23 protein-coding genes and 1 tRNA gene are annotated in these 23,029 nt (G+C 69.0%); 7 read left to right on the plus strand and 17 right to left on the minus strand.

Translation table 11 applies throughout. The features are described 5' to 3' along the window. Nucleotides 1-30: 30 nt before the first annotated feature. From LC452_RS12110 to prmC, 8 genes are all read right to left on the minus strand, one after another. Entirely contained in the window at nt 31-822 is a 792-nt protein-coding gene (locus tag LC452_RS12110; protein ID WP_223625615.1) for a F0F1 ATP synthase subunit delta, read from the minus strand. Continuing rightward, on the minus strand, nt 822-1,376 hold the full coding sequence (locus LC452_RS12115) for a F0F1 ATP synthase subunit B (RefSeq protein WP_223625617.1): 555 nt from the start codon (nt 1,374-1,376) through the stop codon (nt 822-824). The genes LC452_RS12110 and LC452_RS12115 overlap by 1 nt, the downstream gene beginning before the upstream one ends. A 27-nt stretch (nt 1,377-1,403) precedes the next feature. Beyond that, nucleotides 1,404-1,643, minus strand: coding sequence for an ATP synthase F0 subunit C (gene atpE / locus LC452_RS12120; protein WP_045265023.1), 240 nt, complete (start codon nt 1,641-1,643; stop codon nt 1,404-1,406). Between the two features lie 43 nt (nt 1,644-1,686). Then, a complete protein-coding gene (atpB, locus tag LC452_RS12125; RefSeq protein ID WP_223627644.1) occupies nt 1,687-2,475 on the minus strand; it encodes a F0F1 ATP synthase subunit A in 789 nt (262 codons plus the stop codon). Nucleotides 2,476-2,618: 143 nt separating this feature from the next. Then, the gene (locus tag LC452_RS12130; protein ID WP_223625620.1) at nt 2,619-3,137 is read right to left on the minus strand and encodes a hypothetical protein; all 519 of its coding nucleotides are present in this window, start codon (nt 3,135-3,137) and stop codon (nt 2,619-2,621) included. Further along, entirely contained in the window at nt 3,137-4,306 is a 1,170-nt protein-coding gene (locus LC452_RS12135; RefSeq protein ID WP_223625623.1) for an MraY family glycosyltransferase, read from the minus strand. The genes LC452_RS12130 and LC452_RS12135 overlap by 1 nt, the downstream gene beginning before the upstream one ends. After that, nucleotides 4,303-5,046: an L-threonylcarbamoyladenylate synthase gene (locus tag LC452_RS12140; RefSeq protein WP_223625626.1), complete on the minus strand. Its 744-nt coding sequence runs from the start codon at nt 5,044-5,046 to the stop codon at nt 4,303-4,305. The genes LC452_RS12135 and LC452_RS12140 overlap by 4 nt, the downstream gene beginning before the upstream one ends. A gap of 52 nt (nt 5,047-5,098) precedes the next feature. Then, on the minus strand, nt 5,099-5,959 hold the full coding sequence (gene prmC / locus LC452_RS12145) for a peptide chain release factor N(5)-glutamine methyltransferase (protein ID WP_223625628.1): 861 nt from the start codon (nt 5,957-5,959) through the stop codon (nt 5,099-5,101). Between the two features lie 101 nt (nt 5,960-6,060). Here prmC and cysK point away from each other — a divergent pair, with 101 nt between their 5' ends. Together cysK and epsC are read left to right on the plus strand one after the other, a co-directional pair. Then, nucleotides 6,061-6,999 carry a cysteine synthase A gene (gene cysK, locus LC452_RS12150; protein ID WP_223625633.1) on the plus strand — a complete coding sequence of 313 codons (939 nt, stop codon included), beginning with the start codon at nt 6,061-6,063 and terminating at the stop codon, nt 6,997-6,999. Then, nucleotides 6,996-7,571: a serine O-acetyltransferase EpsC gene (epsC, locus tag LC452_RS12155; protein ID WP_223625636.1), complete on the plus strand. Its 576-nt coding sequence runs from the start codon at nt 6,996-6,998 to the stop codon at nt 7,569-7,571. Before cysK ends, epsC begins: the two co-directional genes overlap by 4 nt. Before the next feature lie 15 nt (nt 7,572-7,586). On the opposite strand, the gene LC452_RS12160 is transcribed toward epsC, so the two are convergent. From LC452_RS12160 to lysA, 6 genes are all read right to left on the minus strand, one after another. Beyond that, nucleotides 7,587-7,994 (minus strand): phage holin family protein, encoded by a 408-nt coding sequence (locus tag LC452_RS12160; protein WP_223625640.1) that lies wholly within the window; start codon nt 7,992-7,994, stop codon nt 7,587-7,589. A gap of 32 nt (nt 7,995-8,026) precedes the next feature. Beyond that, on the minus strand, nt 8,027-9,106 hold the full coding sequence (gene prfA, locus LC452_RS12165; protein WP_223625642.1) for a peptide chain release factor 1: 1,080 nt from the start codon (nt 9,104-9,106) through the stop codon (nt 8,027-8,029). Nucleotides 9,107-9,117: 11 nt separating this feature from the next. After that, nucleotides 9,118-11,145: a transcription termination factor Rho gene (gene rho, locus LC452_RS12170; RefSeq protein WP_223625645.1), complete on the minus strand. Its 2,028-nt coding sequence runs from the start codon at nt 11,143-11,145 to the stop codon at nt 9,118-9,120. A 158-nt stretch (nt 11,146-11,303) separates the two neighbouring features. Continuing rightward, on the minus strand, nt 11,304-12,251 hold the full coding sequence (thrB, locus tag LC452_RS12175) for a homoserine kinase (RefSeq protein ID WP_223625647.1): 948 nt from the start codon (nt 12,249-12,251) through the stop codon (nt 11,304-11,306). After that, nucleotides 12,248-13,552, minus strand: a complete 1,305-nt coding sequence (locus LC452_RS12180) for a homoserine dehydrogenase (protein ID WP_223625650.1) — start codon at nt 13,550-13,552, stop codon at nt 12,248-12,250. Before LC452_RS12180 ends, thrB begins: the two co-directional genes overlap by 4 nt. Before the next feature lie 21 nt (nt 13,553-13,573). After that, nucleotides 13,574-14,992 (minus strand): diaminopimelate decarboxylase, encoded by a 1,419-nt coding sequence (gene lysA / locus LC452_RS12185; protein WP_223625653.1) that lies wholly within the window; start codon nt 14,990-14,992, stop codon nt 13,574-13,576. 147 nt (nt 14,993-15,139) lie between these two features. Between lysA and LC452_RS12190 the strand changes: the two genes are divergently transcribed. From LC452_RS12190 to LC452_RS12200, 3 genes are read left to right on the plus strand one after another with little or no spacing between them, the layout of a single operon-like run. Then, nucleotides 15,140-16,192, plus strand: coding sequence for a YihY/virulence factor BrkB family protein (locus tag LC452_RS12190; protein ID WP_223625656.1), 1,053 nt, complete (start codon nt 15,140-15,142; stop codon nt 16,190-16,192). Nucleotides 16,193-16,245: 53 nt separating this feature from the next. Next, nucleotides 16,246-17,151 carry an alpha/beta fold hydrolase gene (locus tag LC452_RS12195; protein ID WP_223625660.1) on the plus strand — a complete coding sequence of 302 codons (906 nt, stop codon included), beginning with the start codon at nt 16,246-16,248 and terminating at the stop codon, nt 17,149-17,151. Further along, nucleotides 17,126-17,707 (plus strand): TetR/AcrR family transcriptional regulator, encoded by a 582-nt coding sequence (locus LC452_RS12200; RefSeq protein ID WP_223625663.1) that lies wholly within the window; start codon nt 17,126-17,128, stop codon nt 17,705-17,707. The genes LC452_RS12195 and LC452_RS12200 overlap by 26 nt, the downstream gene beginning before the upstream one ends. Nucleotides 17,708-17,727: 20 nt before the next feature. Here the strand turns inward: LC452_RS12200 and LC452_RS12205 are convergent, their stop codons facing one another. Together LC452_RS12205 and argS are read right to left on the minus strand one after the other, a co-directional pair. Further along, entirely contained in the window at nt 17,728-18,582 is an 855-nt protein-coding gene (locus LC452_RS12205) for a DUF2993 domain-containing protein (RefSeq protein ID WP_223625665.1), read from the minus strand. A gap of 30 nt (nt 18,583-18,612) precedes the next feature. Then, on the minus strand, nt 18,613-20,277 hold the full coding sequence (gene argS, locus LC452_RS12210; protein ID WP_223625668.1) for an arginine--tRNA ligase: 1,665 nt from the start codon (nt 20,275-20,277) through the stop codon (nt 18,613-18,615). A gap of 93 nt (nt 20,278-20,370) precedes the next feature. Here argS and LC452_RS12215 point away from each other — a divergent pair, with 93 nt between their 5' ends. Both LC452_RS12215 and LC452_RS12220 read left to right on the plus strand, forming a co-directional pair. After that, on the plus strand, nt 20,371-21,186 hold the full coding sequence (locus LC452_RS12215; protein ID WP_223625671.1) for an SGNH/GDSL hydrolase family protein: 816 nt from the start codon (nt 20,371-20,373) through the stop codon (nt 21,184-21,186). Nucleotides 21,187-21,202: 16 nt separating this feature from the next. Then, a tRNA-Arg gene (locus LC452_RS12220) sits at nt 21,203-21,275 on the plus strand. Between the two features lie 133 nt (nt 21,276-21,408). On the opposite strand, the gene LC452_RS12225 is transcribed toward LC452_RS12220, so the two are convergent. Beyond that, nucleotides 21,409-22,926, minus strand: a complete 1,518-nt coding sequence (locus LC452_RS12225; protein ID WP_223625674.1) for a DUF4041 domain-containing protein — start codon at nt 22,924-22,926, stop codon at nt 21,409-21,411. Nucleotides 22,927-23,029: the final 103 nt, after the last annotated feature.

Below are 23,029 nucleotides of genomic sequence, written 5' to 3' on the forward strand. Positions count from 1 at the left end.
TGGGTGCGCGGTTCCCCGCGCGAAGTCGTGTTAGCCCGCGAGCTTCTGGCGAAGGTCGGCGAGTCGAGCGGAGATGCTGCCGTCGATGACGTCGTCGGCGATCTGCACGCGCAGGCCTCCGAGAACGGCGGGGTCGATGACGACGTTGAGCGTGACCTTGCCGTCGTAGCGCTGCGAGAGCGCGTCGCTGAGACGGGTGCGCTGCGCGTCGTTGAGCTCGGACGCACTGTGGACCGTGGCCACGACTCGACCGTGCTGGCTCGAGACGATGCGCGTGGCGCGGTTGAGCAGCTGGCGCACACGCCGCCCGCGCGGCTGGCGCACGAGCGAGGAGACGATCAGCGTGACCGGAGCGCTGGAGCCGCCGTCGGCGAGCAGGCGCTCGACGAGTGCGACCTTGGCGTCTGCTCCCCCGAGGCGGCTGCCCAGGGCGAGTTCCAGCTCGGCATTGGCGGCGATCACCCGGGAGAAGCTGAAGAGCTCCGCCTCGATGTCGGCGCCGGGTTCCGCGATCGCTGCGGCGCGGATCGCGAGCTCCTCGATGCCGTCCAGCAGTTCGCCCGCGTTCGACCAGCGCTCGGAGACGACGGTCTTCAGAACGCTCTGGGCGTCTGCAGAGAACCCGCCGAACACCGCTGCGACGACGTTCTGTCGCGCGTCGGCCGGAGCCGACGGGTCGGCAAGCGCGCCGCTCAGCTGGGACGACTCGCTCACGGCGCGCGCGGCAGCGAAGAGCTCCCGTGCGGTGTCGAGAGTGACGCCCTTCGCTGCGGCAAGCGTCTCGATGGATGCCGCGAGTGCCTGAGTGGTCGCGCTGCCCATTACTGAGCCGCCTTCTCGGATGCTTCGAGATCGGCGAGGAAGCGATCGACGACAGCCGTGGCACGAGCGTCGTCGGAGAGGGTCTCTCCGACCACACCGCCGGCGAGGTCGAGGGCCAGGGAGCCCACCTCGCTGCGCAGCGAGACGAGAGCGGTCTGACGCTCAGCCTCGATCTGCGTGTGCGCGGTCGCGGTGAGACGTGCGGCCTCGCTGGAAGCCGCATCCTTCGCCTCGGCGACGATCTTCTTGCCGTCCTCACGGGCGGCCTCACGGATCTCACCGGCTTCGGTGCGAGCCTCCGCCAGCTGGCGGGTGTACTCCTCGAGTGCTGCTTCGGCCTTCTTCTGCGCCTCGTCAGCCTTCGCCATGTTGCCCTCGATGGCAGCCGAACGCTCGTCGAGCATCGTCGTCAGCCGGGGAAGCGCGAACTTCCAGACGACGAAGAGGATGATGACGAACCACAGACCCGACCAGATGATGTCGTACCACTCGGGGATCAGGGGATTCTTCGGTTCCCCCTCCGCCGCGAGGTTCGTGACAAGAGCGTTGAGCATCCTGTCTCCTTCAGAAGTCGGTAGAAATTACGCGGGGAACGGGATGAATGCGACGGCGATGCCGACGAATGCGAGCGCCTCGGTGAAGGCGATACCGATCCACATGAGGACCTGAAGGCGACCGGCCAGCTCGGGCTGACGAGCGACACCCTCGATTGTCTTGCCGACGACGATACCCACGCCGATGGCCGGGCCGATGGCTGCGAGGCCGTAGCCGACCGCCCCGATGTGACCGTTGATTTCAGCGAGAACCGTAGTTGCGTCCACGGGTTTTTCCTTTCGTTGGGTGGGAGGGCTGATGCCCGCCCGCTCAGTGCTCTTCTGCGACCGCGAGCTGGATGTAGACCGCGGTGAGGACGGTGAAGACGTATGCCTGCAGGACGGCGACCAGGATCTCGAAGAGAGTGAAGGCGCCGCCGAAGGCGAGGGTTCCGACGCCGAGGGCGGCCCAGCCGCCGCCGACGGTGAAGAAGAAGAATTGTGTGGCTCCGAAGCACAGCACCAGGAGCATGTGCCCCACGACCATGTTCATCAGAAGTCGGAGCATCAGCGTGACCGGCCGCAGGATGAACGTCGAGAGCAGCTCGATGATCGCGACGATCGGCATGGCGAATCCCGGCACTCCCTGAGGGAGGAGCGCGTTCTTGAAGAACCGGAAGCCGTGCTGTCGCATGCCCGCATAGATGAAGGTCACGTAGCTCACGACCGCGAGGGTCAGCGGCACGGCCGCGATGCTGGTTCCGGCGATGTTCAGGAACGGGATGATGCCGGTGATGTTCATGAACAGCACCATGAAGAAGATCGTCGTGAGGATCGGCAGGAAGCGATCGCCGTCCTTGCGCCCGAGCAGGTCGTGGGCGATGTTGCCGCGGACGAGGCCGAGCCCCATCTCGACGAGGCTCTGGAAACGGCCGGGCACCACGCGCATACGGCGGGTGCCGAGCCAGAGGATCAGCACCACGGCGATGACGGAGAGGAACTGCACCAGATGGATGCGGTGCACCGGGATGACACCGAACGCGTTGAAGAGGATCTCCGGGAAGAACTCATCGATCGACGGGCCGTGGAACTCGCCGTCAGTGGCGAGTCGAGGGATCAGGGTCGCAGCAAGATTAAACAGCGCGGGCTCCAGCTTCGGGGCACCGGTCTAAACCGGGGCGACGATGGTCGGTGTGCAATCAGCGCAAGCGCTCGCGGGCGAGCGGCGGGCACTCCTCAACACTATCAGAATCTGAGGATGCCCTAAGACCGCGGGCCCGCCTCGGAGGTGCCTGCATCCGGCCGATTCTGCGTGCCGGGCGCCACATCCTCGGGCACCTCGGTCGGCAGCGTGGTGTCGCTGACGTTGGGGAGGCGCATGCGCGTCAGCACCAGCACGTCGATGATGAGCGACATGATGACGCCGGCCACGATCGAGAGGAAGAAGACCATCGGCTGCAGCCACGGCTGACCGCCGAGGAGGATCATCACCACGACGAACAGTCCGAGCTTCAGCAGCCATCCGCCGAGCACGATCGCGAAGAAGAGCTGCACGTAGATCGGATCCCCGTACCAGCGGTTCGCGACGAGGATGCTGATCCCGGTGATCGCCAGGAACAGGGCGGACAGGAGCACTCCGAGCAGACCGCTCACGAGCCCCTCCCCCTGGGCGACGAGGAATCCGACCCCGCCCGCGACGATCGCGAGCACCGCGGTGGCCACCGCCGACCAGATGAGGGTGCGACGCAGGATCGGCGTGCTGGAAACGGGACTGGGACTCATCAGGACTCCACGGGTGTCGGATCGGGTACAACCGCTGCCGGACGTTTTCTGCGGCGGGTAGGACTGAGGGTGATGACGAGGCAGGCCGCGATGCCCACGATGCCGAAGCCGACGCCCGGCAGGTACTGGCCCGGCCAGTCCTCGCGTGCGCCGACGTACATGAGCAGCACCGCGAGCGAGATCACGGCCGTCCATGCGTAGAAGATGAGGACCGCGTCGCGGTCACGGTGTCCGAGATCGAGCATCCGGTGGTGCAGGTGCTTGCGATCCGGCGAGAACGGCGACTTGCCGGCGTTCATACGCCGCAGCACGGCCAGCCCGAAGTCGAGCAGCGGCAGCAGGACGACGAGGAGCGGCAGCAGGATCGGGATGAACGCACCGAGCAGCTGCGAGCGTCCGAGGCGCTCCGGGTCGAGGGCGGACGGATCCATCTGCCCGGTGAGCGCGATCGCCGAGGTCGACATCAGGAGCCCGAGGACGAGTGCCCCGGAATCGCCCATGAACAGCTTCGCGGGGCTCCAGTTGAGCGGAAGGAATCCGAGGCACGCGCCGATGAGGACCGCGGCGATGAACGTCGAGAGGTTGAAGTAGCTGGAGGCGCCGGAGTCGCGCGTGAAGATGTAGGAGTAGGCGAAGAAGACGCCGTTCGAGATGAGGCAGACGCCGGCGACGAGCCCGTCGAGTCCGTCGATGAAGTTCACGGCGTTCATGACGATCACGATGGCGAACATCGTCATCGTGATGCTGACCCAGCTCGAGAACACGATCAGATCGCCGAACGGCAGCGACAGGATCTGCAGCCCGCCGCCCACGGTGATGATGCCCGCCGCGAGGAACTGGGCGCCGAGCTTGATCATCCAGTCCAGGTCCCAGAGATCGTCGACCACGCCGATCACGGCGATGAGGAAGGAGGCGCCGAGGATCGACCACATCGTGATCGGCGGGATCCAGATGCTCTGGAAGAAGGGGTTCGCCGCGGAGAAGGCGAAGGCGGCTGCGATGCCGAGGAAGATCGCGACCCCGCCGAGCCGTGGGGTCGGCGTGGTGTGCACATCCCTGTCGCGGATGCCGGGATAGAGCTTGAAGCGCAGGCTCAGACGCCAGACCGCCCACGTCAGCCCGAAGGTGAGGACGGCGGTGAGGACGATCGTGAACAGATACTGCTTCACGGATTCCCGTCCTGCTGCTCCTCCGCGTGATCCTCGTGCGTGTGATCCTCGTGCGGCTCCTGCATGTCATCGGGTTCGAGCAGGTCGCCGAGCACCTCGTGCAGCTGTTCGCGGGTGACGACGCCGTACCGCAGGATGCGCACGAGACCGGGCTCTTCGTCGCCGCGCCGCACGAGCGAGGTGGCGTCGACGATGGTCGAGGCGATGCCGTCCTTGCTCATGCCGTCGGCGAGGTACACCGCGACGCTGTCGCCCAGCATCTTCTCGGCGTCGAGGGCCGAGATCGCGGCGTCCCGCCCCGTGAGGTTGGCGCTCGACACGGCGAGCGGTCCGGTCTCGGCCAGCAGCTCGAGGGCGACGTGCCCCTCCGGCATCCGCACGGCCACGGTCCCCAGCGTCTCGCCCAGGTCCCAGACCAGAGACGGCTGCGCGGGGAGCACGATCGTGAGGCCGCCGGGCCAGAACGCGTCGACGAGTCGCTGCACGGGCTCCGGCACCGACTCCGCGAGGGCGGCGAGCGTGTCCTTCGAGCCGATCAGCACGGGAGGCGGCTGGTCGCGACCGCGGCCCTTCGCATCGAGCAGTCGCTGCACGGCCGTCGGTGAGAAGGCGTCGGCAGCGACACCGTAGACGGTGTCGGTGGGCATGACGATGAGTTCGCCGCGGCCGATGGCCTGGCGCGCATTGCGCATCCCGGCGAGCAGCTGCGCCTCGTCGCGGCAGTCGAAGATGGTTGACATGACGGTTCGATTCTATCCGGGACGGGTGCGGCAGATGCTCGACGTCAGCTGATCACGGCCGCAGGGCCGTGGTCGTGCGGTCGCGCAGCGTCAGGTCGCGGTGGGTCGCGGCGGCGCGCCAGCCGTCCGCCGTGAGGAGGTCTCTGATCGACGCGCCCTGCAGCTCGCCGTGCTCGATCACCAGCAGGCCGCCCGGTCGGAGCAGCGCGAGGGCGCGGGAGCTGAGCACGCGAACCACGTCGAGCCCGTCCTCTCCCCCGTAGAGCGCCATCGACGGGTCGAACATCCGCACCTCGGGGTCGCGCGGGATCGCCGCGTCGGGCACGTACGGCGGATTCGAGATGACGACGGATGCCGTGCCGTCGAGCTCCGGGAAGGCCTCCCCGAGGTCGGCCAGCACGAGGGTGAGGTTCTCCACTCCCTCCGCGTTCCGGCTCGCCCAGGCGTGGGCCTCCGGCGAGAGCTCGGCGGCGAAGACGCGGGCGTGCGGGACCTCGGTCGCCATGGCCAGCGCGATCGCACCGCTCCCGGTGCCGAGATCCACCGCGATCGGGGAGGGCTCCGGCGCGTTCGACAGCGCATCGATCGCGTACTGCACCACGGTCTCGGTCTCCGGCCGCGGCACGAAGACTCCGGGACCGACCGCCAGCTCGAGGTGGCGGAACGGCGCGGTGCCGGTGATGTGCTGCAACGGCTCTCGACCGGAGCGCCGCGTCACCAGCGCGTCGAACGCAGCAGCGTCTTCGGCGGTGATGCCATCGCCTCGCACGATCGCCGCCTGGACCTCGCCCCGACGACGACCGAGCACGTGACCGGCGAGCAGTTCGGCGTCGACCAGCGGATCGGGCACTCCGGCGTCCGCGAGGCGCTGGGCGGCGGCGCGCACGACGGCGGCGAGGGAGTTCTCAGGCATGGGTTCCAGCGTAGAGTGCCGGTGACCCGTCACATTGCCCTCGCCCCTAGGCGACTCGCCTAGGCTGGTGCGGCAGCGACCCGCTCCCAGGAAGGCTCCTCATGCCCGGTATCCATTCCGACATCACGACCGCGTTCGGCAACACGCCGCTCGTCCGCCTGAACCGGGTGGCCGAGGGCGTCGACGCCACGGTGCTCGCGAAGCTCGAGTTCTACAATCCGGCGTCGAGCGTGAAGGACCGCCTCGGAATCGCCATCGTCGACGCTGCGGAAGCGTCCGGTGAGCTGAAGCCCGGCGGGACGATCGTCGAGGCGACCAGCGGCAACACCGGCATCGCCCTCGCGATGGTGGGAGCGGCGCGCGGTTACAAGGTGATCCTCACGATGCCGGCATCCATGTCGAAGGAGCGGCGGATGCTGCTCAAGGCGTTCGGCGCCGAGCTCGTGCTCACCGACCCCACGAAGGGCATGACGTTCGCGATCGCCGAGTCCGAGGCGATCGCCGCGAAGACGCCGGGCGCGGTGCTCGCGAAGCAGTTCGCCAACGAGGCGAACCCCGCCATCCACCGCAAGACCACCGCCGAGGAGATCCTCCGCGACACCGACGGCAAGGTCGACTACTTCGTCGCCGGCATCGGGACGGGCGGAACGATCACGGGTGTCGGACAGGTGCTGAAGGAGCGCATCCCCGGCGTCAAGATCGTCGCCGTCGAGCCCAAGGACTCCCCCATCCTCACCGAGGGCCACCCCGGTCCGCACAAGATCCAGGGCATCGGACCGAACTTCGTGCCCCCGATCCTCGACCGCGACGTGATCGACGAGGTGATCGACGTCACCTTCGACGATGCGATCCGTCTCGCCCGCGACACCGCGGCCAAGGACGGCATCCTCGTCGGCATGTCGAGCGGCGCCGCGATCTGGGCGGCTCTCGAGATCGCCAAGCGCCCCGAGGCTGCCGGCAAGAACATCGTCGTGATCATCCCGTCGTTCGGAGAGCGCTACCTCTCGACGGCTCTGTACGAGCACCTCCGCGAAGAGTGAGCACGTCGATCTGGTCGCGTGTGCGCGAGGACATCGCCGCCGCGCGCCTGAGGGACCCCGCAGCACGCAGCGCGGTGGAGGTGGCTCTGCTGTACCCGGGTCTGCACGCCATCTGGGCGCACCGCGTCTCGCATGCGCTCTGGCGACGCCGCCTGCGTCTGCTCGCCCGCGCGGGGTCGCAGCTCTCGCGCTGGCTGACGGGCGTCGAGATCCACCCGGGTGCGCGGATCGGCCGACGGTTCTTCATCGACCACGGCATGGGAGTCGTGATCGGCGAGACCGCCGAGATCGGCGACGACGTGATGCTGTACCACGGCGTCACCCTCGGGGGCCGCACGCGTGATTCCGGCAAGCGGCACCCGACGCTGGGTGACGGCGTCGCCGTCGGCGCGGGGGCGAAGATCCTCGGTCCGGTGACGATCGGCGCGGGCTCCGTGGTCGGTGCGAACGCCGTCGTGACCCGCGACGCTCCGGCCGACAGCATCCTCGTCGGCGTTCCCGCCAAACCGCGCCACCGCAGCATCGGCGAGGACACGCGGGCGCTCCTCACGGCACCCGACTACTCCATCTGAGTCGCGCTCGCGCGGTCAGCGACGGCGGGAATCGCGAGATTCCTGATCGCGCTTGAGGAAGATCAGCGGCAGCAGCACACTGCCGAGCGCGGTGATCAGCCAGACGATGACGGCGCCGAGCAGCCACCCCGTCGCGTCGACGATGCGCAGGCCGCCGATGGGCAGGAGCACGACGATGACCAGGGCGATCAGCGTCGAGATGATGCCGATGCCTCCCATCAGCACGGGAGCGTACCGATCGGCCAGCTTGCCGACGAGCGGGGCGAGCACGCTCTGCACGATCGCGAAGATCAGGATGCAGATGACGAAGCCCCACCACTTGTCCCACTGGATCTGGAAGCCCGGGAGGAGCGCATCGGCCACGATGAGCCCGATGCCCGCGGACACGACGTACATCAGCGCGCGGAACAGGAATGTGATCACGCGCCGAGCCTAGCGCTCCGCGCGTCGAGAGGTCAGGACTCGCTGCCGACGGCGGCGAGCCGGGCTTCCTCATCGGCGGTGATGGCGCTCTCGATGATCGGGTCGAGCGCGCCGTCCATCACCTGATCGAGGTTGTAGGCCTTGAATCCGGTGCGGTGATCCGCGATGCGGTTCTCCGGGAAGTTGTACGTGCGGATGCGTTCGGAACGGTCCATGCCGCGGATCTGCGACTTGCGTGCGTCGGATGCCGCGGCATCCAGCTCCTCCTGCTGCCGCGCGAGCAGACGCGCACGCAGCACGCGCATGCCGGCCTCGCGGTTCTGCAGCTGCGACTTCTCGTTCTGCATCGAGACGACGATCCCCGTCGGCACGTGCGTGATGCGCACGGCGGAGTCCGTGGTGTTCACGGACTGCCCACCCGGACCCGAGGAGCGGAACACGTCGATCTTGAGGTCGTTCTGATCGATCTGGATCTCCTCGGGCTCATCCACCTCGGGGAAGACCAGCACACCGGTCGTCGACGTGTGGATGCGGCCCTGCGACTCGGTCGCCGGCACGCGCTGCACGCGGTGCACGCCGCCCTCGTACTTCAGGTGCGCCCAGACGCCCTGCGCGGGGTCGGTCGACGAGCCCTTGATCGCGACCTGCACGTCCTTGTATCCGCCGAGGTCGGACTCGTTGCGCTCCAGGAGCTCGGTCTTCCACCCCTTGGATGCGGCGTACTGCACGTACATGCGCAGAAGGTCGGCGGCGAACAGCGCCGATTCGGCACCGCCCTCCCCCGCCTTGATCTCCATGATCACGTCGCGCGCGTCGTCGGGGTCACGCGGGATCAGCAGACGCCGCAGCCGCTCCTGAGAGGACTGCAGCTCCTCCTCCATCGCCGGGATCTCGGCCGCGATCGATTCGTCCTCACGGGCGAACTCGCGCGCGGTCTCGAGATCGTCGGTCGCAGCGACCCACGCGTCATACGCGGCGACGATGCGCGACAGCTCGGCGTAGCGGCGGTTGACGCGCTTCGCACGACCCGCGTCGGCGTGCACCGCCGGGTCGGAGAGCTCTTCCTGGACCCGGCGATGCTCGTCGATCAGAGTCTGGACGGACTCGAACACGGAACGGCCGCTCAGCGGATGTTGTTGTCGTGCCCGTGTGCGCCCGAGGAGAGCGCGGGGATCGACTTCTGCATCTGCACGAGGAACTCGACGTTGGAGTTCGTCTCCTTCAGCTTGCCGAGCACGACCTCGAGAGCCTGCTGCTGGTCGAGGCCGGCGAGGGCACGACGCAGCTTCCAGGTGATCTTGACCTCGTCGGCCGAGAGCAGCATCTCCTCGCGGCGGGTGCTCGAGGCGTTCACGTCGACGGCCGGGAAGATGCGCTTGTCGGCGAGCGAGCGCGACAGGCGCAGCTCGCTGTTGCCGGTGCCCTTGAACTCCTCGAAGATGACCTCGTCCATCTTGGAACCGGTCTCGACGAGTGCCGTGGCGAGGATCGTGAGCGATCCGCCGTTCTCGATGTTGCGAGCCGCACCGAAGAAGCGCTTGGGCGGGTACAGCGCCGACGCGTCGACACCGCCGGTCAGCACGCGACCGGATGCCGGGGCGGCGAGGTTGTACGCGCGACCGAGGCGGGTGATCGAGTCGAGCAGCACGACGACGTCGCGGCCCAGCTCGACGAGACGCTTGGCACGCTCGATCGCGAGCTCGGCGACCGTGGTGTGGTCCTCCGCGGGGCGGTCGAAGGTCGAGGCGATGACCTCGCCCTTCACGGTGCGCTCCATGTCGGTGACCTCTTCGGGACGCTCGTCGACGAGCACGACCATGAGGTGCACCTCGGGGTTGTTCTGCGCGATCGCGTTGGCGATCTGCTGCAGCACGATGGTCTTGCCCGCCTTGGGGGGCGCGACGATGAGACCGCGCTGGCCCTTGCCGATCGGCGCGACCAGGTCGATGATGCGCTGGGTCAGCTTCTCGGGGGCCGTCTCCAGGCGCAGACGCTCCTGGGGGTACAGCGGGGTGAGCTTGCCGAATTCGACGCGGGTGGCGGCGTCGTCGATCGACAGACCGTTGATCGAGTCGACCTTGACGAGGGCGTTGTACTTCTGGCGGCCCTGCTGCTCGCCCTCGCGGGGCTGCTTGATCGAGCCGACGACAGCGTCGCCCTTGCGGAGGTTGTACTTCTTCACCTGGCCGAGCGACACGTACACGTCGCTGGGGCCGGCGAGGTAGCCGGTGGTGCGGACGAACGCGTAGTTGTCGAGCACGTCGAGGATGCCGGCGATCGGGATCAGCACGTCGTCCTCGCCGATCTCGGTGTCGAACTCGTCGGTCGGTGCGCCGCTGCGGCGCTTGTTGCGCTGACGGTTGCGGTTGTTCCCGGCCTGGTCGTCGTCGGCAGCGGCGGCCTGCGGCTGCTGCTGGTCCTGCGCGGAACCGTTCTGTCCGCGCCCGCGGTTGCGGCTGCGGTTGCGGTTGCGGCCGCGGCCGCCCTGCTCGTCGCCGTCGGCGGAGTCGGAGGACGCGTCGTTGTTCTGCGCGTTGCCGTTCTGGCCGTTGTCGTTCTGGGAGTTGTCGTTCTGGGCGCTGTCGTTCCGCGCGGAACCGTTCCGCCCGTTGTCGTTGCGGCCGTTGCCGTTGTCGTTCCGGCCGTTCGCGTTGCGGCCGTTGTCCTTCGGAGCGGACTCGGTCGGAGCGGCGTCGGCGGCGGGCTCGGATGCCGATGCCTCGGCGTCTGCCGCGGGCTTCTGCGCAGCGCGGCGGCCACGGCCGGTGGTCTTGGGGGCGGCCTCGGCCGGTGCCTCTGCGGCGGCCGGAGCCTCGGTCGGGGCTTCCGCGGCGGCGTCGGCGGCCGGAGCCTCGGCATCCGCCTTCTTCGCGCGGCTGCGACGCGGGGCCTTCGCCTTCGGCGCGGCCTCTGCCGTGTCGGCGCCGTCGCCGGACGGTGCGGCCTGCGGCTCTGCGGCAGCGGCATCCGGCTTCTCGGCAGCCTTCTCCGCCTTCGCGGCGGCGGTCGCGGTGGTGGCGCGACGCGGTGCGCGCTTGCGCGCCGGTGCGGCCGTCTCGGTGTCCGTCGCCGCCGCAGGTGCGGACGTGACAGACGTCTGATCGTTCTGGGTCTCGGAGAGGTTCTCCACGAGTGCTCCCTTATATGTCATGGGGAATGAGCGTTGAACGCGAACAACGGGTGCTGCGCGCGATCGCACGGGCTGACGCTCGGCGCCAGCCAGCCTCGGCAGGAGCTCTGGAAAGAGCAGTGCCACAGGGGTTTGCGTGCGGGTCTTGCAAGAGTTGCAATGGGGCCAGATTCACGAAACTACGTGGAGCCCTCCGCTCGATCCCCCACTGTACCACCACGCACGTCGACGGCGAGCAGCAGCGCCTCCCACGGGGTGTCGGTGATCTGATCGGCGAGTTCGACGGCGTCCTGTCGGCTGCCGGGTCCGTCGGCGAGCACGAGCACGCTGGGACCGGCTCCCGAGACCACCGCCGCGAAGCCCGCCGCACGCAGCGCCTGCACCAGCCGCTGCGTCTCGGGCATGGCCCCGGCGCGGTAGTCCTGGTGGAGTCGGTCCGCGGTGGCATCGAGAAGCAGCTCGGGGCTCTGCATCAGCGCGGCGATCAGCAGCGCCGATCGCGACACGTTGAACACGGCATCCGCGGTGGAGACGTGCGGCGGCTGCAGAGAGCGCGCCTGCGAGGTCGACATCGTGTACGCGGGCACCAGCACGAGCGGAGAGACTCCGCGGTGCACCAGGAGCTTCTTGTGCTGCGGGCCGCGCTCCCCCACCCAGGCGATCGTCAGGCCGCCGAAGAGCGCGGGCGCGACGTTGTCGGGGTGGCCTTCGAGCTCGGTCGCGAGGCGGAGCAGGTCGGCGTCCTCGATCTCGACGTCGCCCTCCAGCAGCCCCTTCGCCGCGAGCACTCCGGCAGCGACCGCAGCGCCGGACGAACCGAGCCCCCGGCCATGCGGCACGCCGTTCTCCGCGACGATCCGCAGCCCCGGAACGGGCCGCCCCGCGTCGGCGAACACGTACGCGATCGTGCGGACGATGAGGTTGGAGGCGTCGCGCGGGATCTCCTCGGCACCGGAGCCGGTGACCTCGATCTCGAGCTGCCCCGCGGGGAGCGCCGTGACCTGCAGCGTGTCGTAGATGCTGAGGGCGAGTCCCAGGGTGTCGAAGCCCGGGCCGAGGTTCGCGCTCGTGGCGGGAACCCGCACCTCGACGGTGCGGCCCTCGACGGCGGCCGACGCCACCGTCATTCGCCTTCCACGCGCAGCACGGAGACGACCCGCTCCACGACCGCGCTGTCGGCGAGGGCGTCGACGGTCGCGCTGAGCGCCTGCTCGGTCGCGCGGTGCGTGCCGATGATCAGGCGGGCGGTCGGCTCGTCCTCGCCTTCCACGGTCTGCACGACGGTCGCCACGGAGACGCCGCCGTCGCTCAGGGTGCTCGCGACCGTGGCGAGCACACCGGGTGCATCCGCGACCTCGAGCGTGATCTGGTAGCGCGTGTGGACGTGGCCGATCGGCACGACCGGGAGGTTGGCCCTCGTCGACTCGCCCACTCCGACTCCACCGGCGATGTGACGACGGGCAGCCGAGACGACATCGCCGAGCACGGCCGAGGCCGTCTGCACGCCGCCGGCACCGGCGCCGTAGAACATCAGTGATCCGGCGGCCTCCGCCTCGACGAACACCGCGTTGTTGGCGCCGTGCACGGCGGCCAGCGGATGCGAGGCCGGAACCAGCGCGGGGTACACGCGCACCGAGATCGACTCGGTGCCGTCGACGTCGATGCGCTCGCACACGGCCAGCAGCTTGATCACGAAGCCGGCGGCGCGCGCCTCGTCGATCATGGATGCCGTGACCGAGGTGATGCCCTCGCGGTGCACGGCATCCAGCGGCACGGCGGTGTGGAAGGCGAGGCTGGCGAGGATCGCGGCCTTCTGGGCGGCGTCGTATCCCTCGACATCCGCGGTCGGGTCGGCCTCGGCGTAGCCCAGGCGCTGCGCGTCGGCGAGCACGTCGGCGAAGTCCGCGCCCTCGGTGTCCATCCGATCGAGGATGTAGTTCGTGGTGCCGTTGACGATGCCCATGATGCGCACCACGCGGTCGCCGGCGAGTGAGTCGCGCAGCGGGCGGATGATCGGGATGGCACCGGCCGCGGCCGCCTCGTAGTAGACCGAGGCGCCGACGCGGTCGGCCGCCTCGAAGAGCTCGGGTCCGTGCGTCGCGAGCAGTGCCTTGTTGGCCGTCACGACGTCGGCGCCGGAGCCGATCGCCTGCAGGATGTTCGTGCGCGCCGGCTCGATGCCGCCGATGAGCTCGATCACGATGTCGGCGCCGAGGATCAGCGTCTCGGCATCGGTGGTGAAGAGCTCCTTCGGCAGGTCGACGTCACGCGGGGCGTCGACGTCGCGCACCGCGATGCCGGCCAGCTCCAGTTCGGCGCCCGCACGGTCGGCGAGCTCGTCGCCGTGGCGCAGCAGGAGAGCCGCGACCTGCGAGCCGACCGCTCCCGCGCCCAGCAGCGCCACACGAAGTCGTCGGTAGTCAGTCATGGTTGCTCCTTCGGAGGTGGGTCATTTGTCTCCCTCGGGGGCCTGAGCCCCGTCGATGCCCGCGTCCCGGGCCAGCAGGTCGTCGACGGTCTCGCCGCGGACGATGACCCTCGCCCGACCGTCGCGCACGGCGACGATCGGCGGACGCGGCACATGGTTGTAGTTGCTCGACAGCGAGGCGCAGTACGCCCCCGTCGCGGGAACGGCGAGCAGGTCGCCCGGTACGAGGTCGGAGGGCAGATACTCGTGATCGACGACGACGTCGCCCGACTCGCAGTGCTTGCCGACGACACGGCTGAGCTGCGGCTCTCCGCCGCCGGCCCGTGAGGCGAGTCGTGCCGAGAACTGCGCGCCGTACAGGGCGGTGCGGGCGTTGTCGCTCATGCCCCCGTCGACGCTGATGTAGCGGCGGACGGCGCCGGACTCGACGGTCACGTCCTTCGTGGTGCCGACCTCGTAGAGCGTGACGCCGGCCGTGCCGACGATCGCGCGCCCGGGTTCGAACGACAGGGCGGGAACGGGGATGCCGCGTGCGGCGCAGCCCTCGGCGACCGCGGTGACGATCTCGCCGGCGAGCACGTCGATCGGGGTCGGGTCGTCGACGCGGGTGTAGGCGATGCCGAAGCCGCCGCCGAGGTTCAGCTGCGGCACCGGGCCGCCCTCGAGGAGCGCGGCATGCAGTTCGAGCACACGGGATGCCGACTCGCGGAACCCGGCGACGCCGAAGATCTGCGACCCGATATGGCAGTGCAGCCCGGCGAAATCGAGCCCGGACAGCTCCCGGATGCGGGCGACCGCCTCCTCGGCCTCGGCGAGCGGGAAGCCGAACTTCTGGTCCTCGTGCGCGGTGGCGAGGAACTCGTGGGTCTCGGCGTGGACGCCGCTGATCACCCGGACCAGCACCCGCTGGACCGCACCGGTGCGCGCGGTGATCGCGGCGAGGCGCTCGATCTCGATCGCACTGTCGACAATGATCGTGCCGACACCGGCCACGACGGCCCGCTCCAGCTCCGCCGTCGACTTGTTGTTGCCGTGGAAGCCGAGCGACGCGGGGGCCACTCCTGCGGCGAGCGCGACCTCGAGCTCTCCCCCGGTGCACACGTCGACGCGCAGCCCTTCGTCGACGACCCAGCGCGCGACGGTCGTCGAGAGGAACGCCTTGCCCGCGTAGTAGACCTGCGCCGTCGTGCCGTTCTCGGCGGCGGCCCGGTCGAACGCGGTGCGGAACGCTCTGGCGCGGCCGCGCACCTCGTCCTCGTCGAGCACCAGCAGCGGCGTGCCGTAGGCGCGCGCGAGATCGGTCGCGCTGACGCCGGCGATGTCGAGGACTCCGTCTGCGTCACGCACCGCGGATGCGGGCCACACGCCGTGAGCGAGGTCGTTCGCATCTTCGGGGACGAGGAGCCATTCCGGGGCGAGCGAATCGGCAGGGGGAAGCACTGAGCACCAATCGTGGGACGGATCTCGGGCTGAACGCGCACATCGAGGTTGACCCGATTCTATGGCACCGCCTGCGACCGCCTTGTCACGGTGACGCCGGACGTCAAGCCCCTGCAGCGCTTCGTCGAGGGCTCATAGGGTGGGGGCGTGACGAACACCGAATCGCCTTCTGCGACCCCTGATCGCCCCGGCCTCATCGCGCGTGTCAGCGAGCCGCTCATCGCCTGGGCCCTCCGGCGCCGCCTCGTGCGTGCCGCTCTGCTCTACACCGAGCGTCGCGGCCCGATGCTGGCCGACAGCGTCACGTATCGCGCGCTGTTCAGCGTCTTCGCCGGCGTGCTGCTCGGGTTCTCGATCGCGGCGCTGTGGCTGGCGGGCAATCCCGACGCCTGGCGGGCGATCATCTCTTCCGTGCAGTCGGTCGTGCCGGGACTCATCGGCGAGGGCGGCGTGATCGATCCGGACGCCCTGCAGCGACAGCCGGCTTCCTTCTCGATCGCCGGCATCATCTCGCTCGTCGCCCTCATCGGTGCGGCACTCGGCGCGATCGGGTCGCTGCGCACCGCGGTGCGGGTGATCGCCGGAACCGTGCAGGACGACACCTTCTTCCTCTGGGTGATCCTGCGCAACCTCGCTCTGGCGATCGGCATCGGCGTCGCGTTCGTCGCCGCAGCCGCCGTCACCTTCGTCGGGCGGCTCGGGGTCGGCTGGATCAGCGACCTGCTCGGGCTTCCCGCCGACTCGCCGCTCGTCAGCTGGGCGGCACCGGTGCTCTCCCTCGTGGTCGTCTTCGCGCTCGACACGGTTCTCCTCGTCGCCGTGTTCCGTCTCCTGTCCGGCGTGCAGCCTGCGGCGCGCTCCCTCTGGAGCGGAGCACTGCTCGGCGCCGTCGGTCTCGTCGTGCTCCAGCAGCTGTCCAGCCTCTTCGTCGGAGGCGCGACCAGCAATCCGCTCCTCGCGACCTTCGCCTCGCTTCTCGCGCTCCTGATCTGGCTGAACCTGTCGACGCAGGTGATGCTGCTCGCCTGCGCGTTCATCGTCACGACCGAGGAGGAACGGACGGACCGCGTGCACCAGCGCTTCGGAGCGACGACGTTCCCCCAGCGGCGGCTGCAGCGCGCCGAGGTCGATGTGCGCATCGCGACCGCCGAGCTGCGCGCGGCGCAGAAGGCGGCGGGCGGAGGTGACGCGGAATCTTGAGCGGCCCGCGTTGTGACCAGCATTGATAGCCTGGTCACAACGAGAGGACGCACATGGAACCCCGACGGGATGAGATCGCGATTCCGGGAGCGATCGTCTCCTTCCTGGAGTGGCGTCCGATCGAGCGCACGGGGTGCACGGTCCTCCTCCTGCACGGCGGCGGCGCCGACAGTGCAGAGCTCTCGTGGGGCGAAGTGGGCTCCGCCCTCGCGGATGCCGGTCACCGTGTGGTCGCACCGGATCATCCAGGATTCGGGCGCAGCGCGCGGGCGGAATGGGCGCTCACGCAGGAGCGTCTCGTCCGCTACGTCGGGGAATTCACCGACGCCATCGGCCTCACGGACTACGCGGTCGGCGGGCTCTCCCTCGGTGGCGGCATGACGCTCGGCCACCTCCTCGATCGGCCGGGACGGGCAAGGGGCGCGATGCTGCTCGGATGCTACGGCCTGATGCCCCGGCTCGCCGACGGCCCCCTGGGTGCCGTGACCCACGTCAGCAGCTTCCTGCTCCTCCGCACCGATCTCCTGGCGGCGATGACCCGCTCGTACCTGCGCAACCGGTCCGCGATGGAGAGAGGTCTGCGCGACCTCGTCCGTGACCCGGCCGCCCGCACGCCGGAGCTCGTCGACGCGGTCCTCGCCGAGGCGGCATCCGGCACAGGCACGGCGGTGTTCGGCGAGTGGCAGCGCGATCAGGTGCTCGGCAACCGGCTGCGCACGGTCTACATCGATCAGCTCGCGTCGATCCTCACCCCGACCCTGCTCGTGCACGGCGATCACGACAGGGGCGTACCACTCGCGCGCATCCAGGCGGCCGCTGCTCGGCTTCCGGATGCGGAGCTGGTGACCGTGCCGGACGCAGGACACTGGGTGCAGCGCGACCGCCCCGACATCGTCATCCCGGCGATGCTCGCCCACCTGAGAAGGATCGACGATGCCCAGACCTCTCGTTCCGAATAGGCGCGAGCGCATCCTCGATGCCGCAGAGGAGCTCGTACTCGCCCGCGGGTTCGATGCGATGAGCGTCGCCGCGATCGCCGAGGGCGCCGGCATCGGCAAGGGGGCCGTCTACCTGGAGTTCCCGGGGAAGAGCGACATCCTCGATGCGCTGCTGCGACGCGGCACGGCCCGCCTGAACGAGCATGTGCGGAACGAGATCGGTGAGCATCCTCGCCTCGGCGAGGCGTACCGCGCATCGGCTCGAGCGCTCCTCGATGATCCGCTGATGACGGCCGCATTCCTCGATGACCGCGGCGTCCTCGGGAGCCACGTGGTCGAGGTGGGCGACGCACGCTATCGCGAGCGGCACCTCGGCGTGGTCGCATGGTTGCGCGACCTCCAGGAGCGTGGCGAGCTCGAGAAGCAGGTCGATGCCGATGCCCTCGCACTCGCGCTGTCGAGCGCGACCATCGGCCTGCTCTCCGCCGCCCGCCTTCTCGGACCGCTCTCCGCGGCGGAGCTCGAGTCCGCGATCGATACCCTCGGCCGCATGGCCGCCTCGTTCGAGGGAGGCTGACCGGCGGCGAACGCGCTGCGTCAGCTCGGGCAGACGCCCTTCTCCAGCAGAGCCGGATCGGTCGCGATCGCGCCGTCGACATCGATGTCGATCACGGCCGCACTGCCGGAGATCTCCAGCCCGGTGAGCGTGAGACCCGCCGGAAGCTGATCCGCGATGCAGATGCGCTGCGTCTGGGTGAGGCTGTCGCCCACCGATCCGAGCATCGATCCCACCCCGTCGACGTCGACATCGAGCCCGCCGATCGACAGCCCCACCGGCGTCAGCTCGAGGTCGCCCTCGGCAGCACCCGGCGTGAGGGTGAGGGTGATCGGCACGGCAGCGCCGAACACGGTGAACGACCCGCCCAGGGTGGTGTTGGGTGCATCGAACTCGACCGAGTCGACGGGCAGATCCGTGCCCGCGAGGAGCGTCGTGAACTCGGCCTGGTCGATCCGGATCGTGCCCGAGGCGCCGCCCAGGTCGCCTCCTCGCAGCGGGATGCCCGTCGCGGTGACGTCCGCCGCTCCCGTGATGCCCTCCAGAGTCACGGCATCCGTCGACAGGTGCAGCTCGTCGAGGCGTCCGCCGATGAGCTGCGGGAGCAGGATGCCCTCCGCCGCGACGTCGAGCTGCTGATCGGCGGGGAGGTCGAGCTGCTCGATGACGAGCGATCGCACGATTCCGGGCAGGATCGAGCGCGCGATGAACTCCGCCGCGACGACCAGCGCTGCGAGGAGAACCACGATGATCAGCAGCACCCACGGCCAGCGGCGACGGCGACGCTTCGGGGGCGCGGCATCCGTCGTTCCATCCGCGTCGGATCCTGGGATGACGAGCGTCGGATGCTCCGCCGAGGAGTCCGGATACGGCAGCGTGTGGTTGTCGTCGCTCATGCTGCCATCCTGCCCTACCGACAGCGTGCGCTACATGCGCTCGGGCGCAGAGACGCCGAGGAGTGCGAGGCCGTTGCGGAAGACCTGACCGGCCGCGTCGTTCAGCCACAGGCGGGTGCGGTGCACGCTCTCGATCGGGTCGTCGCTCAGCGGGATCACGCGGCAGTTGTCGTACCAGCGGTGGTACAGGCCGGCGAGTTCCTCGAGGTAGCGCGCGACACGGTGCGGCTCGCGCACCTCGGCGGCGAACGCCACGATGCGCGGGAACTCCTGCAGCGCGCCGAGCAGCGCCGCCTCGGACTCGTGTGTGAGCGTCTCGGGCGCGAACTCGGAGCGGTCGACACCGGAATCGGCGGCGTTGCGGGCCACGTTGTGCGTTCGGGCGTGGGCGTACTGCACGTAGAACACGGGGTTGTCGTTCGTGCGCTTCTGCAGCAGCTCGGGGTCGAGCGCGAGCGGCGAGTCCGCCGGGGAGCGCTCCAGCGAGTAACGCAGGGCGTCGGTGCCGAGCCATTCGCGCAGGTCGTCCATCTCGATGATGTTGCCGGCGCGCTTGCTCAGGCGGGCGCCGCCCACCGAGACGAGCTGGCCGATGAGCACCTCGACGTCTTTCTCGGGATCGTCGCCGGCCGCCCCGGCGAGCGCCTTGAGGCGGTGCACGTAGCCGTGGTGGTCGGCACCGAGCAGATAGATCTTGTGCGCGAAACCGCGGTCGCCCTTGTTCAGGTAGTACGCGGCGTCGGCGGCGAAGTAGGTGTACTCGCCGTTGGAGCGGCGGATGACGCGATCCTTGTCGTCGCCGAAGTCGGTGGTGCGCACCCACACCGCGTCGTCCTCGTCGAAGACGTGGCCCTGCTCGCGAAGTCGGTCGACGGCCTGGTCGACGAGGCTGACGCCGTCGGCGTTCTTCGCGTGCAGGGTGCGCTCGGAGAACCACACGTCGAAGTGCACGTTGAACTTCGCCAGGGACTCCTGCTGCTCGGCCAGCTGGTACTCGTAGCCGAGTTCGCGGGCGACGAGCACCTGCTCGTCATCCGGCAGGTCGAGGAAGTCGGGACGGGCCGCGCGCACGCGGTCGGCGAGATCGTTGATGTACCCGCCGGCGTAGCCGCCCTCCGGGGTCGGCTCGCCGTTCGCCGCGGCGACGATGGAGTGCGCGAAACGCTCCATCTGCGCGCCGGCATCGTTGATGTAGAACTCACGGGCGACCGTGGCACCGGATGCCGCGAGCACGCGGCCGATCGCATCACCGAGCGCCGCCCAGCGGGTGTGACCGATGTGGAGCGGTCCGGTCGGGTTCGCGCTGACGAACTCGATGTTGATGCTGCGTCCGGCCTGGGTCTCGTTCGTGCCGTAGGCGGAGCCCGCGTCGACGATCGTCTTCGCGAGCGCGCCGGCTGCGGCGGCATCGAGACGGATGTTGATGAACCCGGGACCGGCGACCTCGGCGCTCGCGACGCCCTCGACCCCGGCGAGCCCGTCGGCGATCTCCTGCGCGAGCTCGCGCGGGTTCGTGCCGAACGGCTTGGCCAGTCGCATGGCGATGTTCGACGCCCAGTCGCCGTGGTCGCGGTTGCGCGGGCGCTCGAAGACGATGTCGGATACGGCGAGCTCGAGCGGCTCGCCGGGACGTCGTTCCTCACTGATCGGTGCGAGGACGGCGAGGAGGGCTGCGGCGAGCGTTTCAGGGTTCATAGCCTTCTCAGTTTAGGGCGCGCGATGACGGTCTCCGACGCCCGTGCGGCGCGTGGAATTTGTGTTCGCGTTCCGGTGATCTACTCTCATGCAATGCACGCCTCCGCCGCCCGACGCCGACTGCGCACCGCGGGAATCGCCATCGCCCTGCTCCTCGCCGTCTCGGCGGGCGTTCTCGGCGTGTGGCGACCGTGGACTCCGCTCGCTGCCACGGCCCCTGCCGTCGCTGCGGCCGACGGCCAGGGAAGCGCGGCTTCGGTCGTCGCTCCGGCGCCCCTCAGCCTGCCCGATCACCCCCGCGTGCTGGTCTTCGGCGACTCCTGGACCTATGGTTCGGCGGCGACGGATCCGACGCTCGGCTACGCCTACGTGCTCGCCGATCTCATCGACGCGGAGACGATCGTCAACGGCGTCCGCGGCAGCGGTTACCTCAAGCCGGGGCTGGACGGTCCGACCTTCGGCGAGCGCATCGCCCTGCTCGACCCGGCGCTGGCTCCTGACCTCATCATCATCCAGGGCTCGATCAACGACCGGGCCCAGGGCGTGGCCGGTTACCGCGACGCCGTCAACGCCGCGTGGGACGCCCTGGCCGCGAAGTATCCGGAAGCGTCGATCGTCGTGCTGGGGCCCGCCCCGCACGAGCTTCCGGTCGGCGAGGCGACCGCACGCATCGACACCGATCTCTCCGAGCTCGCCGCGGCGCGCGGCTGGTGGTACATCTCCCCCATCGCCCTGAACTGGATCACCGACCAGAACTATCTCGCAGTGATCGATGTGGACCTCGGGCACAAGCATCCGTCCACCGAGGGTCACCGCTATCTGGCCGAGAAGCTGGCTGCTGCGCTGGGCGAGCTGCGCGGCGCTCCGGTCACCGAGGCCGGTGGGTCGGAGACCACCCCCGACGAGTGATATCGTCGTTCGGTACGCCTCCGTAGCTCAGTGGATAGAGCGCCGGTTTCCGGTACCGTAGGTCGCAGGTTCGACTCCTGTCGGGGGCACGGAATTGCAGAAGGGGACCGCCCGCCAGGGCGGTCCCCTTCTGCGATTCCTAGGTAACCCCCTACCGAGGGGCCCCATTCGCCCGAGGCTCCGCGCGCCGGGCCTGGTGCTGTCCGCGGAGCTGAGTCGGGACTATTTCTCTCGCAAGGCCAGAGTCGCCATGTACTCCTCCGCTACCGGATCGAGCTTAAAGTCGAGCAGTTCGACGGAGTGTGCTTTCAACACTTCACGGACCTCGGTCGGCGTGGTGCGGAAATACTCGCGACGCAGGTTGATCTGGTTGATGCGCCGGTCTGCGAAGTGCTGATGCAGCATCGCTTCGATGCTGACCGCATCGTCGGCGAAGAACAGGGCGTGGACGTCGAATCGGAAGGGGACGGACGCGTCCCCCAGTTCGTTGACCCGGTCCATCGGTTCGAGGCGCCGGGTGAGGCCGATCTTCACCACATCGGGCCCGAAGGACCCGACATTGCTGATGACGTAGACATAGCCGGCGCGGATGTTGGCCGCCCGGTAGTCGACGTTCTCGATGGCGTGCTCGACATCTGCGAGTCGCGCTCGCATGCGCTCCGCACCTTCGAGATCGCCGTTGGCTACGAGGGCAGCGATGGTGTTGGCGTAGTGCCCGCGTTCCTTCTCGAGGCGTGCCTTCTCAGCGGCCAGTTCCTTCTCGGCCTTGCGCTGCTCCCGAAGTTCCTCACGATGCGCGCGTTCTGCTTCCTTTTCCTCTTGGACGGCGCGGAGATGCCGGTTGGCGAGTTCAAGCTCACGCAGACGGAGCTGGTGGAAGTACGACGTGATGCTCAGATCGATCATCGTGCCGAGGCGAGCGATCTGTTCCATTGCGGTGGTGAGGCGCTTCTGAGCCGTGGCCAGGTTCCCGGCGCGGACCGCTTTCACACAGTTCTCGGCCTCGGCGTTGTACGAGCGGAGCATGAGCTTCGACATGTCACGGACGAACTTCGCACCCTTGGCCGTGCTGTTGTTGAAGGTGAAGTTGCTGGTCGCCTGCGTAGCACGACCCGCGCGAACTGCCGTCTTGATGTCTGCCCGGAGCGCCTCCAGCTGCGTGGCGAGGGCAACCGAGTCCTCGGACGGATGCTCATAGTCGTAGAGACCAAGCTCCTGAACCTCGACTGCCCCGCGGAGGTCGAGCAGCGATGCCTCCGTGGTCGCGACGTCCACTTGGCGGGACCTCAGCTCCGCGACAGCGGCTGCTACCTGCGCCCGCACCCCGTCGACCTCATTAGCTAGGTGACGCTTCAGGTCGTCGAGAGCCGCCACCTCCTGCAGCCCGTACTGGTCGATCAGTCTTTGAAGCCGTGCAACCTCGGCACGCAGCTTCTCGGCATGCTTACGTGCGCCGACGAGCGGGATGTTCTCCAGGACCAGCGCGTTCTGACCGACAACCGGAGAAGCAACGGGTCCGGTCGCCTGTTCAACGACGGGAGTGCTTGCCACAGGGATTGGGGAACCCGAGGACGGCGATGCGAGCGCGCGAGCTTCTGCGCGGCTGCGGGCCAGCGGGGCGACGGTCTGCGCACCGCCGGCGAAGACGTGCTCCGTCCACACCGCGCCGTCCCAGTACCGCTGCTCGAACTGCCCAGACGGGTCTGGATGCCAACCGGGCTGCACTGTCTGATCAGTCACCCGCTCACGGTAGCGCACCCCCGCCTGCACACAGGCGAGACCGCGGTTTCGCCTGCGGCAGCGCCCTCTGAGCTCGGCCTTGATGAGGAGACACAGGATCGCG

Origin of the sequence: Microbacterium sp. EST19A (assembly GCF_019969685.1) — a bacterium.
Taxonomy (GTDB): Bacteria; Actinomycetota; Actinomycetes; order Actinomycetales; family Microbacteriaceae; genus Microbacterium.

What these genes read in the sequence shown, in the direction of transcription:
- LC452_RS12110 (WP_223625615.1), bottom strand. Translation starts at nt 822, where the DNA reads ATGGGCAGCGCGACCACTCAGGCACTCGCGGCATCCATCGAGACGCTT.
- LC452_RS12115 (WP_223625617.1), bottom strand. Translation starts at nt 1,376, where the DNA reads ATGCTCAACGCTCTTGTCACGAACCTCGCGGCGGAGGGGGAACCGAAG.
- LC452_RS12130 (WP_223625620.1), bottom strand. Translation starts at nt 3,137, where the DNA reads ATGAGTCCCAGTCCCGTTTCCAGCACGCCGATCCTGCGTCGCACCCTC.
- LC452_RS12140 (WP_223625626.1), bottom strand. Translation starts at nt 5,046, where the DNA reads ATGTCAACCATCTTCGACTGCCGCGACGAGGCGCAGCTGCTCGCCGGG.
- prmC (WP_223625628.1), bottom strand. Translation starts at nt 5,959, where the DNA reads ATGCCTGAGAACTCCCTCGCCGCCGTCGTGCGCGCCGCCGCCCAGCGC.
- cysK (WP_223625633.1), top strand. Translation starts at nt 6,061, where the DNA reads ATGCCCGGTATCCATTCCGACATCACGACCGCGTTCGGCAACACGCCG.
- rho (WP_223625645.1), bottom strand. Translation starts at nt 11,145, where the DNA reads ATGACATATAAGGGAGCACTCGTGGAGAACCTCTCCGAGACCCAGAAC.
- thrB (WP_223625647.1), bottom strand. Translation starts at nt 12,251, where the DNA reads ATGACGGTGGCGTCGGCCGCCGTCGAGGGCCGCACCGTCGAGGTGCGG.
- LC452_RS12180 (WP_223625650.1), bottom strand. Translation starts at nt 13,552, where the DNA reads ATGACTGACTACCGACGACTTCGTGTGGCGCTGCTGGGCGCGGGAGCG.
- LC452_RS12195 (WP_223625660.1), top strand. Translation starts at nt 16,246, where the DNA reads ATGGAACCCCGACGGGATGAGATCGCGATTCCGGGAGCGATCGTCTCC.
- LC452_RS12200 (WP_223625663.1), top strand. Translation starts at nt 17,126, where the DNA reads ATGCCCAGACCTCTCGTTCCGAATAGGCGCGAGCGCATCCTCGATGCC.
- LC452_RS12205 (WP_223625665.1), bottom strand. Translation starts at nt 18,582, where the DNA reads ATGAGCGACGACAACCACACGCTGCCGTATCCGGACTCCTCGGCGGAG.
- argS (WP_223625668.1), bottom strand. Translation starts at nt 20,277, where the DNA reads ATGAACCCTGAAACGCTCGCCGCAGCCCTCCTCGCCGTCCTCGCACCG.
- LC452_RS12215 (WP_223625671.1), top strand. Translation starts at nt 20,371, where the DNA reads ATGCACGCCTCCGCCGCCCGACGCCGACTGCGCACCGCGGGAATCGCC.